Origin of the sequence: Parabacteroides sp. HGS0025, assembly GCF_000969845.1 — a bacterium.
In the GTDB taxonomy this organism is placed as follows: Bacteria; Bacteroidota; Bacteroidia; order Bacteroidales; family Tannerellaceae; genus Parabacteroides; species Parabacteroides gordonii.
Map to the genome: position 1 here is coordinate 593,305 of NZ_KQ033902.1, position 13,470 is coordinate 606,774.

At 45.6% G+C, this 13,470-nt stretch carries 6 protein-coding genes; 5 read left to right on the plus strand and 1 reads right to left on the minus strand.

Features of this window, described 5'->3' with window-relative positions; all coding sequences use genetic code 11:
• The first annotated feature begins 144 nt into the window (after positions 1–144).
• Both HMPREF1212_RS02035 and HMPREF1212_RS02040 read left to right on the plus strand, forming a co-directional pair.
• Positions 145–2,079 (plus strand): heparinase II/III family protein, encoded by a 1,935-nt coding sequence (locus HMPREF1212_RS02035; protein WP_046148254.1) that lies wholly within the window; start codon positions 145–147, stop codon positions 2,077–2,079.
• A gap of 6 nt (positions 2,080–2,085) precedes the next feature.
• The gene (locus HMPREF1212_RS02040) at positions 2,086–3,291 is read left to right on the plus strand and encodes a glycoside hydrolase family 88 protein (protein WP_082099808.1); all 1,206 of its coding nucleotides are present in this window, start codon (positions 2,086–2,088) and stop codon (positions 3,289–3,291) included.
• 73 nt (positions 3,292–3,364) lie between these two features.
• Here the strand turns inward: HMPREF1212_RS02040 and HMPREF1212_RS02045 are convergent, their stop codons facing one another.
• The gene (locus HMPREF1212_RS02045) at positions 3,365–7,390 is read right to left on the minus strand and encodes a hybrid sensor histidine kinase/response regulator transcription factor (protein WP_046148255.1); all 4,026 of its coding nucleotides are present in this window, start codon (positions 7,388–7,390) and stop codon (positions 3,365–3,367) included.
• Positions 7,391–7,505: 115 nt separating this feature from the next.
• Between HMPREF1212_RS02045 and HMPREF1212_RS02050 the strand changes: the two genes are divergently transcribed.
• The 3 genes from HMPREF1212_RS02050 to HMPREF1212_RS02060 all read left to right on the plus strand — a co-directional run bounded on the left by HMPREF1212_RS02050 (position 7,506) and on the right by HMPREF1212_RS02060 (position 13,468).
• Positions 7,506–7,946 (plus strand): DUF6078 family protein, encoded by a 441-nt coding sequence (locus HMPREF1212_RS02050; RefSeq protein ID WP_046148256.1) that lies wholly within the window; start codon positions 7,506–7,508, stop codon positions 7,944–7,946.
• 719 nt (positions 7,947–8,665) lie between these two features.
• A complete protein-coding gene (locus HMPREF1212_RS02055) occupies positions 8,666–11,767 on the plus strand; it encodes a DUF6383 domain-containing protein (protein ID WP_046148257.1) in 3,102 nt (1,033 codons plus the stop codon).
• Positions 11,768–12,043: 276 nt separating this feature from the next.
• Complete coding sequence (locus tag HMPREF1212_RS02060) at positions 12,044–13,468, plus strand: MFS transporter (RefSeq protein WP_046148258.1); 1,425 nt, start codon at positions 12,044–12,046, stop codon at positions 13,466–13,468.
• The last annotated feature ends 2 nt before the right edge of the window (positions 13,469–13,470 follow it).

Consider the following 13,470-nt stretch of genomic DNA (forward strand, 5'->3'; position numbering starts at 1 on the left):
ATGAATCTGCGGATTCGGAGTTAAGGCCTTCTTTATTACTTAAACATACGGTTCTGGACTATTTATGCCTATGAAATGGACAAAAAGCCCTGCTCTTTTCTGATTAATCTTCCTATTTTTGTCAAAAGAGATAATACAATACCTATGAAAACACGAAAGTACCGGATCATCCTTTGCCTGTTACTCCTGGCAACCACACAAATGTATGCCTATGTGGAACGTAACTTATTGCAGCAATCTGCTGGTTTGTCTGAATTGGAATCAACACTGATCACCGATCAGCAATGGGTTCCTTACCCTGATTATACCGACCGTGCCGCTTGGGATAAACTACTGGGCAACAACAAAGATGCCTATATCAAACAAGGCGAGAAGCAGCTCGGTTACGAATGGAAAGTCGTAAAGGCAACCGATTATATCGAATACGAACGTAGCGGCAACCGCCGGATCATGGAAGATCCGTTCGGCAGTAATAATACCGCTATTGCCGACTTGCTGATGGCGGAACTGGCCGAGGGAAAAGGGCGCTTTATCGACCAGTTGATCAATGGGGTGTATCAATCCTGCGAAATGACTTCCTGGGTGTTATCCGCCCATTTGAGTGCACAACATTCTACACGCTCCTTGCCCGATTATAAAGAACATGTGATCGACCTGACGGCCGGCGACCTGGGATCGCTGCTTTCATGGACGTACTACTTCTTCCATACTGAATTCGACAAGGTAAATCCTGTTATCTCCGAACGTCTACACCATGAGTTGCAGGAACGGATTCTCGATACTTATATGAACGAAGACCGCTTCTGGTGGATGGCCTTCAACTACAAACCGGGTATGTTGGTGAATAACTGGAACCCCTGGTGTAATTTCAATGTGCTGCAATGCTTCCTGCTATTGGAGAATGATAAGGAAAAACTGGCGAAAGCCGTTTACCGTACGATGACCTCTGTCGATAAATTCATCAACTACACCCACTCCGACGGAGCCTGCGAGGAAGGCCCTTCCTACTGGGGACATGCCGCCGGGAAGATGTACGACTATCTCCAGTTGCTCTACGATGGAACCGGGGGGAAAGTAAGCCTCTTTGACCAGCCGATAATCAGGAACATGGGTGAATACATCGCCCGTTCGTACGTAGGGAACGGTTGGGTCGTAAACTTTGCAGATGCTTCCGCGAAAGGGGGAGGAGATGCACAGATTATCTTCCGTTACGGAAAAGCGGTAGGCAGCGAGGTGATGATGCAGTATGCAGCCTACCTGAATAGCCTGTCGGGGCAGAAGGCGCCTTCTTCCGGGAGAGATATCTTCCGTACGTTACAAAGCCTTCTCTATGCGGAAGAAATGAAAGAGGTCGAGCCCGTCTACGAATCACCTGCTTATACCTGGTATCCTGAAACCGAGTTCTGCTATATGGCCAATAAGTCCGGCCTTTTCTTTGCGGCAAAAGGCGGCTATAACAACGAAAGCCATAACCATAACGATGCCGGAACTTTCTCGCTTTATCAGCATACGACCCCGATTATTATCGATGCCGGTGTAGGCACTTATACCCGTCAGACCTTCAGTAACGAGCGGTATACGATCTGGACGATGCAGAGCAATTACCATAACCTGCCGATGATAAACGGTGTCCCCCAGGCATTCGGCTCGCAATATAAGGCAACAGACGTTTCCTTTCATCCGAAGGGCAGTACGTTTTCCGCCAATATTGCTACGGCCTATCCGGAAGAAGCCGGGGTAAAGAAATGGGTTCGCTCCTATGTCCTGAATAAAGGAGAACTGAAGATCAAAGACTCGTTCTCTCTAGATGAACTGAAAGACTTCAACCGCATTAATTTCCTGACTTGGGGAAACGTAGATATAGCAACGCCGGGTATTGTCTCCATCGAAGTGAACGGTGAAAAGGCAAATCTGCAATATGATAAAAATAGCTTTACACCCTCTATCGAGACAATTGCGCTGGACGATCCGCGTTTATCTACTGTATGGGGAAAAGAGATTTACCGTCTTTCTCTGACAGCAAAGAAAAAGACCTTGTCCGGAACGTATGTGTACACAATCAAACAAATCAATAAATAGAAAAGAATGAAAAATTGGATCGCTTTAGCTTTCTCCGCATTCCTGATCTCTTGCGGGGGAACACCTAAAACTGTAGAAAAGAGCTTTGTTGACGAGAATGTCGATTTCGCCCGTGCCCAGATCGGTAAAGAAATAGAAGTTATCGAAGCCAGTGGTAAATTCATGAACCCGGTGACATTGAAGACCGACGGTTCCGTGTATTACTGTGGCCCGGCCGACTGGCGCAGCGGCTTCTTCCCCGGTTCCGTATGGTATCTGTATGAACTGAGCGGTGATACGGCTCTGCTTCCGCTGGCACAGAAATATACCTGGGCGATAGAAGAGGCCAAGAACCTTACCTGGCATCATGATATCGGCTTTATTATCAATTGCAGTTTCGGTAACGGATTGCGCCTGACGGCCGATCCTTCTTATAAAGATGTGATGGTGCAGGCCGCCAAATCGTTGTCTACCCGCTTCCGTGAAGCTCCGCAGGTGATCCAGTCGTGGAATGTGGATCGCGGATGGCAGTCGGAGCGTGGCTGGGAATGTCCGGTGATCATCGACAATATGATGAACCTGGAGCTGATGTTCGAAGCAACCCGCTTCTCTGGCGACTCTTCTTTCTACAAAATAGCTATCGCCCATGCCGACCGTACGTTGCAGGAACATTTCCGTCCGGACGGTAGCTGTTACCATGTGATCGATTATGACCTGAAAGACGGTTCCGTACGTCACCGCCACACGGCACAAGGTTATGCGCATGAGTCGGCCTGGAGCCGCGGGCAGGCCTGGGCTATCTACGGCTTTGTCGTTTGTTATCGTGAGACTGGCGATCGCAAATATCTGGATCAGGCATTGAAAACATTCAATTTCATGAAGAACCATAAGGCTATGCCGGCCGACCTTATTCCTTACTGGGATATGGATGCCCCGAATATTCCGAACGAACCCCGCGATGCCTCGGCTGCTTCCTGTATCGCTGCTGCCTTATATGAGATCAGTACGCTGGATGTAGAGAATCCCGCTGATTATAAGGCTTATGCCGACAGCATAATGACTTCGCTGGCTTCTCCGGCCTATCGTGCCGCCCTGGGTACAAACGGAAACTTCCTGTTGATGCACTCGGTAGGCAGTATCCCGCATAACTCGGAAATAGATGTTCCGCTGAACTATGCCGACTACTATTTTATGGAAGCATTGAAACGTAAAAAGGAGATAGAAGGGAAATAAACAGATAACTATCTGACAGGAAATGGACAGGCACTCGTCGTTGAAGCGGTGCCTGTCCATTTTTTTTCGGTGCCTATCCGTTATCGGGAGTCTGCTTTTTCCTGTATTCCACCGGTGTCGTATCGAACTGTGCCTTGAAGCAGCGGGTGAAGTAGCGGGGGGAGCCGAAGCCCAGCAAATCGGAGATCTCCGCGATTTGGAGATCCTGGCGGCTTATTAACAGGGTGGCTGCCCGTTTCAGTTTGCAGTTGAGGACGAAGTCGTTCGGGGTCATTCCGGTCAGCGCTTTGAATTTGGCGTACAGCGAGCTGCGGCTCAGTCCTAATTCCTTGGCCAGCGTATTCATATCGAACTCCATATTGTTGAGGTTCTCTTCGATGATCTTGTTGACCGTATCCATGAATTTCTGGTCGATCGGGTTGCTGGCCAGCGATTGTGTATCGAAATCCCTTTGTTCGTTGAACTTCTTTTGCAGGATGATGCGGTTACGTACCAGGTTGTTGCAACGGGCAAGCAACACCTTCGCATTGAAAGGCTTACTGATATAATCGTCTGCACCACGTTGCAACCCCTCTATACTCTGCTCTGCGGAACCGAGTGCCGTGAGCAGGATCACCGGAATATGGCAGATATCGAAATCGTTTTTGATCTTCAGGCACATCTCCGTCCCCGACATTTCCGGCATCATAATGTCGCTAACGATAATATCCGGTTTCTCGTTTCTCGCCTTTTCCAATCCCTCTTTGCCGTTCCGCGCCAGCAGGACATTGTAGACCGGAGAGAAAAGCGAGTTCAGTATCTGAAGCAATTCCTCATTATCATCGACCAGCAGGACGGTATAAGTGGCACCGGTTTCGGCCAGCGACAGTTCGGAAGTCTCTTCGGGAAGGTCGTTCATAATTGTCTCCGGCTGTATTTCGTTGCGTATCATTTCATTCTCCGGCTCGACGAACTTGCATTCATCCGCCTTGAAGTGCGCCCGGCCTTTGGGTAGGCGGACGATGAATATACTTCCGTATCCCGGCGTACTTTCCACCTGTATTTTACCATGATGCAGCTCCACGATACTTTTGGTCAGTGAGAGGCCGATACCCGTGCTGGGTTGCGACAGTCCCGGAGTGTTGTTGCCCGCCTGGTAAAAACGGTCGAATATCTTGTCGATATCCTCTTTGCTGATACCGATCCCGTTGTCGATGATTTTGACAATGATCGTTTGTTCGTCTTCCTCGACCACCATTTCGATATCGGCACCCGGCTTCGAATATTTGAATGCGTTCGACAGCAGATTGTAGAAGACCTTCTGCATCTGCTTGGGATCGAACCAGCACCTGATATCTTCCTGCTGTGTACTGAAATGATACGTCACTGAACGGCCGGATGCGTATTCATAAAAAGACAGATAGATCTCTTTCAGGAACGGGATGATATTCTGTTCGCATACTTTCAGTTTCACATGGCCTTGCTCCAGTTTGCGGAAGTCGAGCAACTCGCTGATCAGTGTCCGCATGTTGTGCGTGTTCCTGTATATCTTCAACAGCTTGTTGTAGGTCGATGGCGCCAGCGAACTGCTTTGCAATAACAATTCGATTTGCGATATGATCAGTGTAAGCGGTGTCCGGAACTCATGTGAGATATTGGAGAAGAACTGCAATTTCGCCTGGTTCAGCTCTTCGATCCTGTCTTTCTCTTTCCGTTCGAACTCCAGCGATGTCCGGAGAAGCAGCTGCGATTGCTTGAAACGGAAGAAACCGTAAATCAGTCCGCCGCCAACCAATACGTACAACAGGTAGAACAGCGGAGTGGCGTAGAACGGCGAATGGATAACGATGCCCATCCGGATCGTTTGCGGTTCCACCTTGGGATCATATTGCTTCTCGCGTACGGTCAGTGTATATTTGCCGGGGTTGAGGTTGGTGTATTGGATGCTGTTGTCGTAGTTGCTGATCCATTTGTCGTCGAACCCTTCCAGCATATATTCGTAGGCCGTTTCTTTCAATGTGTTGATATAGTTGTTCGAGTTGAAAGTCACGATCAGGTTGTTCTGGTTGTGGTTCAGGTCTATTTCAGGGGTGTACGGCAAGGCCTCGGACAATATATGTGTCCGGTCGCCCGGCCGTACTATCTCGTTGTTGATATACAGATCGGAGAAGTATAACTGGTAATCTTTGGCCGGGCGGAACAAATCCTGTTCGAAGAACGTGCTGACTCCGTCTATGCCGCCTACGAATATCTCGCCGTTCCTGCAAACCAGCAGGCCGCACCCTTTATTGATACCCGACACAGGGAGAGCCGTTCCCAGCTCCACCACCTTAAACTGCTCCTGCACAGGATCGAAGAAAGAGAGCCCTTTGTCTCCGGAAATGATCAGGTAACCTTGCGTCGACTCTTTTATATCATAGCAATAATCACTTAGTATCAGGCTGTTGTCGGTCGTATACCCTTTGAACGTATTATTCTTTTCCTCGAATTTGTATAAACCCGACCCTTGTGTACCGAGGAATATACGTCCTTCCTTGTCTTCAAAAATAGAAGATATCGGTTGTTTGCCGAGACCGTCCTCACCACAACGGTACACGCGCAGGTCTTGCTCGTTGTTCATCTTGATTCTGTAAAGAGTGTATCCGGTAGTGATCCAGATATAATCCTGCGAGTCTATCAGGAAACAATGATTTCCATAAGACTTTCCGCTGCTGAATATCGGGCGTATCTGCTCGGTGTCGAGATCCATCATCGCATTGCCCCATTGGGTCATGAATACCAGGTACTTGTCTTTCCAGATACGCATCTGGTTGATCCGGTCGCCCGCCTTTACCGCATACGACGGGTCTTCGAAATAAGGATTGCGGAACCGCTTTTGGGAAAGGTCGAAGATGGATAATCCCCCGGTATGCGTCCCGATGTAAAGCTTATTCCGCTTTTCGCTGTAAGCAATATCTTTCAGGTTATTATGGGCGATGGAATTCTTGTTGGGATCGGCCATGAAATAGGTGAAGGTTTTTGTTTTCCTGTCGAAGAGGTTGAGACCGCCCCCTTCGGTGCAAATCCAGACGTTTCCGTCTTTGTCTTCCGTCATATGCCCGACAAAAGGGAAACTGAGACAATCCTTTCTTGAACTGTCGGCCGTGTAGACGGTAAACAAGTCCATTTCCGGGTTGAAGTAATGCACGCCCCCATAGTAAGTCCCCAGCCAGATACTTCCCTGATGATCTTTATAAACGGGGAATACGGACGAATGCGCCAGGCTGCCGGGCAGAAGGTCGCGGGTGTAGACCTGGAAACTGTCGTCATGCGGATTGTATTTGTTGAGCCCGGTGAACGTTCCGATCCACAGGTTCCCGAAATTATCTTCAACGATCCCTCTCACCTGGTTATTGGAAATATTATCCGGTTTCTGTGGATCATAACGGTAACGTTTGAAACTGCCGGACGGTTCTCTTTTGTAAAGCCCGTTCATACGTGCCGAGATCCAAAGGTTTGCGTGAGAGTCTTCAAACAGGGCGTAGATATCTTCATTCGGAATGATGCAGGTGGGAAGTGTATCTCCTTCCTGCATATATAATCCGCTGTTCGTACCGATCCAGCACCGTTTCTGGCTGTCTACCGTGATGCAGGTGGCATGTTGATAGGTGTATTCGAGCTTGAAACGGAATTGCAGTTCTCCGGTGTCATTCTCCTGGGTAAAGATAGAGTCGCCGACGCCTACCCAAAGTTGCCCGTCGCCGAAAGCCACTGCGTTGACCTTCGACTTCTTCAGGCAGGAGAACTCCTGGGAATGAAGATTGTAGCATACCAGCGAGTTGTCCGAATTGAAATAAATATTCCCCCGGTTATCTCCGGTGATAAAATCGATACTGTTTCCTACCGGAAATTCATTCCCGTTCTCATTCGCCAGTGTCGGCTTGTATGCGGTCACATGAACGCCGTCGAAAACACTCAGCCCTTCTTCCGTCCCGAACCACATCCGTCCCAGTTCGTCCTGATAAATAGACATGACCGATAATTGCGAGAGCCCCTCTTTTGTCCCGATATGCTTGAAATAGATAGGGAAGGCATAAGAGAGGGTGTTCAGGAAGATGAAAAGGATGATCAGTTTTCTCATGGCTTTTACACTATTTGATGGCGAAGATAATGATAAATTCCGGAATTATTTAGTGCAGTAGCGCATATAAATAGGTATCTTTGTCCTATAAGCAACCAATAAACTTATACGCATTATGAAACCAGATTTCAACTATAACGATTTTCCTGCTTCTTTTGCCAATTGCTTCCGCGAGCAATGTCCGCATGGTGACAAATGTTTACGCCGCCAGATGGCTCTCCATATCCCGAAGGATCGTGGAGGAATATACATTCTTAACCCGGCTTACCTCGATGCGCTCGGTGATAAAGAGTGTCCGTTCTTTGTACTGGATGAACCCCAAAAGTTTGCCAAAGGTATCACTTGGCTGTATGATGACCTGCCATTGCGAAAAGCGGAGGCAATCAAATCGCAGATCATAGCCCACCTGGGACGCAGCACCTATTACCGTTGTAAGCAGAAGCGACGCCTGATCAGACCGAAAGAGCAGGCCTATATCAAAAAACTCTTTCTTGCCCACGGCATTTCTACCGAACCTCGATATGACGAGTACCAGGAGTATTACGATCTCGGATAGGTATTGATTTACAGCTTGTTATTGACTTGGCGGCATTTCCCTGGGAGATGCCGCCATTCTCATATATTGTGATACTGTATTCTCATATATTATGAAATTTCATTGTCATAATATATGGCACTGTAGTATCACAATATATGATACTGCGGTGACGCAATATATGCCATTGCAGTAACACAATATATGCTAATAAAATGATGTGGAAGATGAAACAGAAGCGCCTTCGGAAAGTCCTTAACAAGGGTAAATATAGCCCATTTTAGCTCTGTTAACAATTGTTTCTGCAAAAACCTTGCTTTTTTTCGTCCAGGTAACTAATAATATAATGTACGCGTGTGTACCTTATATATAAGGCACTATATTCCTACCTTTCGGGTTAGGTTGTCAAAATGACTATATGTCTATTGATTTATAATGCTTAGGGTGGGAAAAACGACTGACTAGAAAAATCGTTCCTTTTTTCTAGTTACAAAATTACGACAATCTTTTTAACCACCAATCTTTTCTCTTATTTTTTTTCTTTCTATATGTCCTTTCTTATCAACACAATAGCAAAACAAGTACAAAAAGCCTCATTTTAGGTATCAAGGAGAATGGTCGAAAAAAAATGACTAGAAAAAAGGAACGTTTTGGCTAGTCATTACTACTAGCAGGCCTATCAGGAATAGGCAATGAACAGGTTATTTATAACACTATTATTAATATTAAATTTATTGATTATGAACAAAAAGTTTTCTACACTTGTAGCTAGCTTGTTATTTGCATCAGCTTTTTCAGCATTCGCAGGTACAGCAGCTCCAATGTCTGCAGCTCCTACAGCTGTAGTTTCTACTCGTGCTACTGTGGCAGCTGTAGAAACAGACCTTGACGCTCAGGATGGTTGGGATGCAACTGCCGGTGTTGAAGGACAGTTGTTATCTACATTTGCAAACGATTCTCGTTTGTATCTTATTCAGAATGCAACAACAGCGGCTGTTGCCGATAAGTTTTTAACTTATGATACCGCATTTAAGGGTGATGCATATAGTAATGCAACATCTTTTTATTGGTCTGTAGCCGTAGACGGTCAGATTAAAAACCAGGATGGTAATGTGCTTAGTGTAGGTGGTTTCTCTAATTTCGAAGTTGTTCCTGTAAAAGGCAATGGTGCTAAATCAATCAACGGAACTTTCTTTGCATTGGCTGTAAAAGCTACTGATGGAAAGGTCGCTTATGTAGAGTATGATGGTACAGATCTGTCTCTTTCAGCTAGTTCTGATGCAGATTATTCTGCTAACATTGCTACTGCTGCTCTGTTTTCACCGGTAGAAACGGCATTTACTACTGCTGCTAAAGGTGAAGATTTGAATAAGGAATTGAAAGATGGCTTTAGCGTAGCTGTTACTTATGGGGATAAAACTCTTACAGGTGCAGAGTTGTTTGCTGGTAAAGTGACTGCTGTGAAGGCTGCTACTACTTTTCCCGCTGTTGGAGCAGATCAATCATACGCTTTGAAAAAAGGTGATAAGTACCTTGTTTTTGATGAAACAATGAACAGTACCAATGCTGTTAAGGGTGGTTTTAAGCTAGTGGATGCAACAGCTGCAGAAAAGCTTATTACTAACGGTAAGACAGCTAATCTTACTTTTGTAATCAAAGCTGCCGATAATGGAACTAAAGCAGTAGAAGTAACAGTTGCTGGTGGACAGCGTTTGTATGTTAACGTATCAAACGGAACTAATGTATTGACAGCTCTTGATCCTGCAAACTTAGGCTTAAATGCTGCAAACTGGGCTGGAACAGCTTTAGGTGGAACAAACACTGTTGACTTCAAGACTTTACTTACTGGTCAGTTTGTTAAGGTTAACTATGTGAAGACAGGTGAAGAAGATCAGAATAACGCATACAAAATCAACGGCGTGTTAGGTTTGAGATATGATGTTGCTGGTGCTGCTGTTGAAGATGATTTCGTAAAAGCTGTAGACTTTGTAGCTGAAGATCCTTCTACAATGTGGGCTCCGAGCATCGTTGGCGGTAACTTGGTTTTGACAAACCGTGAAAATACAGCTATTGCAGTTACTCTTTCTTCTTTGCGTGTTGTTGAAGGTGGTTATGAAGCTACTATCGTTGGTGGTTCAAGTAATGGTATTGAAGATGGTGACCTGATTACAATCACTCCTGTTGCTTCTGTTACTAATACTGATGGTTACGCAGTATATGCAGATCAAGTATTGAAGAATTCAACTTTCTATCTGGGTCAATCTCGTCGCAATGCAGACGGTGACGTTCCTGCTTATTGGGCTGAAAATCACGGTACTCACCAGATCGGTGCAACTGTAAATCAGGAAGAAGCTACTCAGTGGAATGTAGAATTGATCAAGAAAGTTGCTGCAGATTACAATACACAGATCGACTCTGTATTGGTAGACAGTAAATTGTATACTTATAATGCAACAACTGGTCTTACAACTGAAGCAAAGAGTACATTGGCAGTTCTTCCGTATGTATTCCAGAACAGAGGAAATCGCGAATATGTAAAGATGAATGATGAAGTTAATCTTGAATATTACATTTGCGATAAGGATAATAAGATTACTCCTCGTGGAGCTCAGTTCTTTGCATTGAAGAAGAAACCGGGTAATACATATAACTATGTAACTCTGGCTCTTAATAATACATATACAGACGGTAATGTTGTTCCTGTAGCTGCTATTAACGGTGCTAACAAAGTATACCTGAAAAACAGTGCAAACAAAGGTACATGGGAAAATGTAGCAACTTATTCAGACGATGCCAACTCTCTGATGGTTGTTGATCCTATCGACGCTCCGGAATACCGTAAGGTAGTTGCTGCATGGGGTGACACAGTAAGAATTTACCGTGAAGAATATCCTACAGAAGTATTGTTCGAAAAAGCAGATGCTAAGTCTGTTGTAGACGGTCAGACTTTGAGCTTCCTGAATGTAAACAACAGTGTAACCGGTGCTAACCCTGCTCTGTTTGTTGATACAGCTTATGTAAACCGTACAGTAAATGGTGTTGCTAACACTTGCTACCAGTATCTGTTGGCTGTAAACGTAGATAAAGAAAATTCAGTTTACTGTCCTTACAATCCTGAACATAATACAGATGCCTGGAGAGAAGAACATGGTGGTCCTTGTGCTGACGCAAAAGAAAACCCGGCAGTAGTAAAAGGTCGCTTCCTGATCAACCTGATCGACACAGCTTATGCTTACAAACAGGATCACCTGCACAACAACCCATATATCAATATGGTTGAAGCAGACGAAAACCTGGCTAAGTTGTCATTCGTAGAAGGTATTCATACAAACGATACATTGTATATTACTCGCAAGGGTGGTGAAGTTGTAAAATTAGGTATGACTGATCCTGCATTCAACGTTGCTAAGTTCGCATTCCGTTATGTAGATAACAACGCTGGTTCATTCAAGATCCAGACTCAGTCTAAGAATTACAATGCTGCTAATTTGAAAGCTTTCAATGAATCTGCTCATAACGAAGGTTACCTGCGTTGGGTAAACGGTACAGTTGTTGTAACAAACAGCTATACTAACGGTGAAGTATTCAACATGGAAGAAAACTTCAAGGGTAATCCTGTAGCAAACGAAGATATCACTACTTCTTCTGTAAAAGTAACAACAACAGAAGGTAAAGTGATTATCGCCGGTGCACAAGGCAAGAAAGTTACTATCAGTAACGTACTTGGCCAGACTATTGCTAACGCAGTTCTTTCTTCTGATAAAGCTGAAATCTCTACTCCTTCAGGTGTAGTAATCGTAGCCGTAGAAGGTGAAGCAGCTGTAAAAGCAATCGTAAAATAAGACGCAATTATTTATAATCAAATAATTCTAAATTGTTTACCGCGCGGTTCCGTCATGAACCAATTACCCCGTGAAGGGCGAACAAGCGGTAGATATTAATACTAAAGTAATGAAATAAAGTTCTTCTGTTCAACCTCTGTGAAGAGTGAAAACAGACAAAAAAACAAGCCCCGGTAGATTCGTCTTCCGGGGCTTGCTATTTAAGGCTTACTAAATTTCCCTCGTATTTGTATTTATCGTATCTTTACAACACTTAATCAGAAAACAAATATTATTATGAGCGTCTTTAGCAGCTTCCCACGCACATTCTGGGTGGCCAATGTAATTGAATTGTTTGAGCGTTGGGCGTGGTACGGTTTCTTTATGTTGTTTGCCAACTACCTGACCGGCTCGTCGGATGCCGGGGGACTCGAATTCTCGCAAAGCCAGAAAGGGCTTCTGATGGGAGTGGGGACAGGCATCCTCTATTTCCTGCCGGTGCTGACGGGAGCCATCGCCGACCGCTACGGATATAAGAAAGTATTGTTTCTCGCCTTTCTGATCTATACATCCGCTTTCATTCTCCTTCCGATGTTCACTACCTTTACCGGAGTTTTCCTTATGTATCTCTATCTGGCGGTGGGGGCAGCCCTGTTTAAACCCGTTATCTCGGCAACGATCTCAAAGACGACAACGGACGAGACGGCTTCGATCGGGTTTGGTATTTTCTATATGATGGTCAATATCGGGGCTTTCTTCGGGCCGATGGTCACCCTGTTGTTCAAAGGATCGTCCCACCTTATCTTTTATGTCTCGGCGGGGATTATCGCGCTCAACTTCATTCTGCTGTTCTTCTACAAGGAGCCGGGACGGGAAGACGCGGAAAAGAATACAGACCCTTTGCTGAAAACCTTCCGCATTATCTTCACCAATATGGGATATATATTGAAAGACGTTAAGTTCATCCTCTTTCTGGTGATTGTGGCCGGCTTCTGGGCGATGTATCACCAGTTGTTCTTTACGTTGCCGGTCTTTATCTCGCAATGGGTGGACACCAGTGTGCTGTATAACTTCTTCCATGCCTATATGCCTTTCTTCAGCGAGAATTACAGCGAGGCGCCCGGTGTGATGGATGCGGAGTTCGTGACGAATATCGATGCACTCTACATCATCACTTTCCAGTTGGTTGTTTCAAGTATCGTGATGAAGATGAAACCGTTGCGCTCCATGATGTCCGGTTTCCTGGTCTGCTCGATCGGTATGTCGCTGACTATTGTTTCGCAGAATGTATTGTTTACGATGGTGGCTATCCTGATTTTCTCGTTGGGGGAAATGGCCGGATCGCCGAAGATCACCGAGTATATCGGACGTATTGCCCCCGCAGATAAGAAAGCGCTTTATATGGGATACTCCTTTATCCCCGTGTTTCTGGGGAATGTGATGGCCGGGATCATTTCCGGTGTCGTGTATCAGCAGATGTCGGATAAGGTGATGATCGTCCAGCAATTCGTGGCGGAGAAAGGGCTGCAAATACCCGAAGGACTCTCCAATAACGCCTATTTCGCCGAAGTCGCCCGGCAAGTCGATCTGACGCCCCAGGCATTGACAAACCTTCTTTGGGAACTCTACGATCCTTCCCGCTTATGGATGGTCATATTCGGTATTGGCATGGGAACTGCCCTCCTTTTGTTCGTATATGACCGGGTGACCTCCCGTAAATAATA

Coding starts and splice junctions, on each gene's coding strand:
- HMPREF1212_RS02055 (WP_046148257.1), top strand. CDS start 8,666: ATGAACAAAAAGTTTTCTACACTTGTAGCTAGCTTGTTATTTGCATCA.
- HMPREF1212_RS02040 (WP_082099808.1), top strand. CDS start 2,086: ATGAAAAATTGGATCGCTTTAGCTTTCTCCGCATTCCTGATCTCTTGC.
- HMPREF1212_RS02050 (WP_046148256.1), top strand. CDS start 7,506: ATGAAACCAGATTTCAACTATAACGATTTTCCTGCTTCTTTTGCCAAT.
- HMPREF1212_RS02035 (WP_046148254.1), top strand. CDS start 145: ATGAAAACACGAAAGTACCGGATCATCCTTTGCCTGTTACTCCTGGCA.
- HMPREF1212_RS02045 (WP_046148255.1), bottom strand. CDS start 7,390: ATGAGAAAACTGATCATCCTTTTCATCTTCCTGAACACCCTCTCTTAT.
- HMPREF1212_RS02060 (WP_046148258.1), top strand. CDS start 12,044: ATGAGCGTCTTTAGCAGCTTCCCACGCACATTCTGGGTGGCCAATGTA.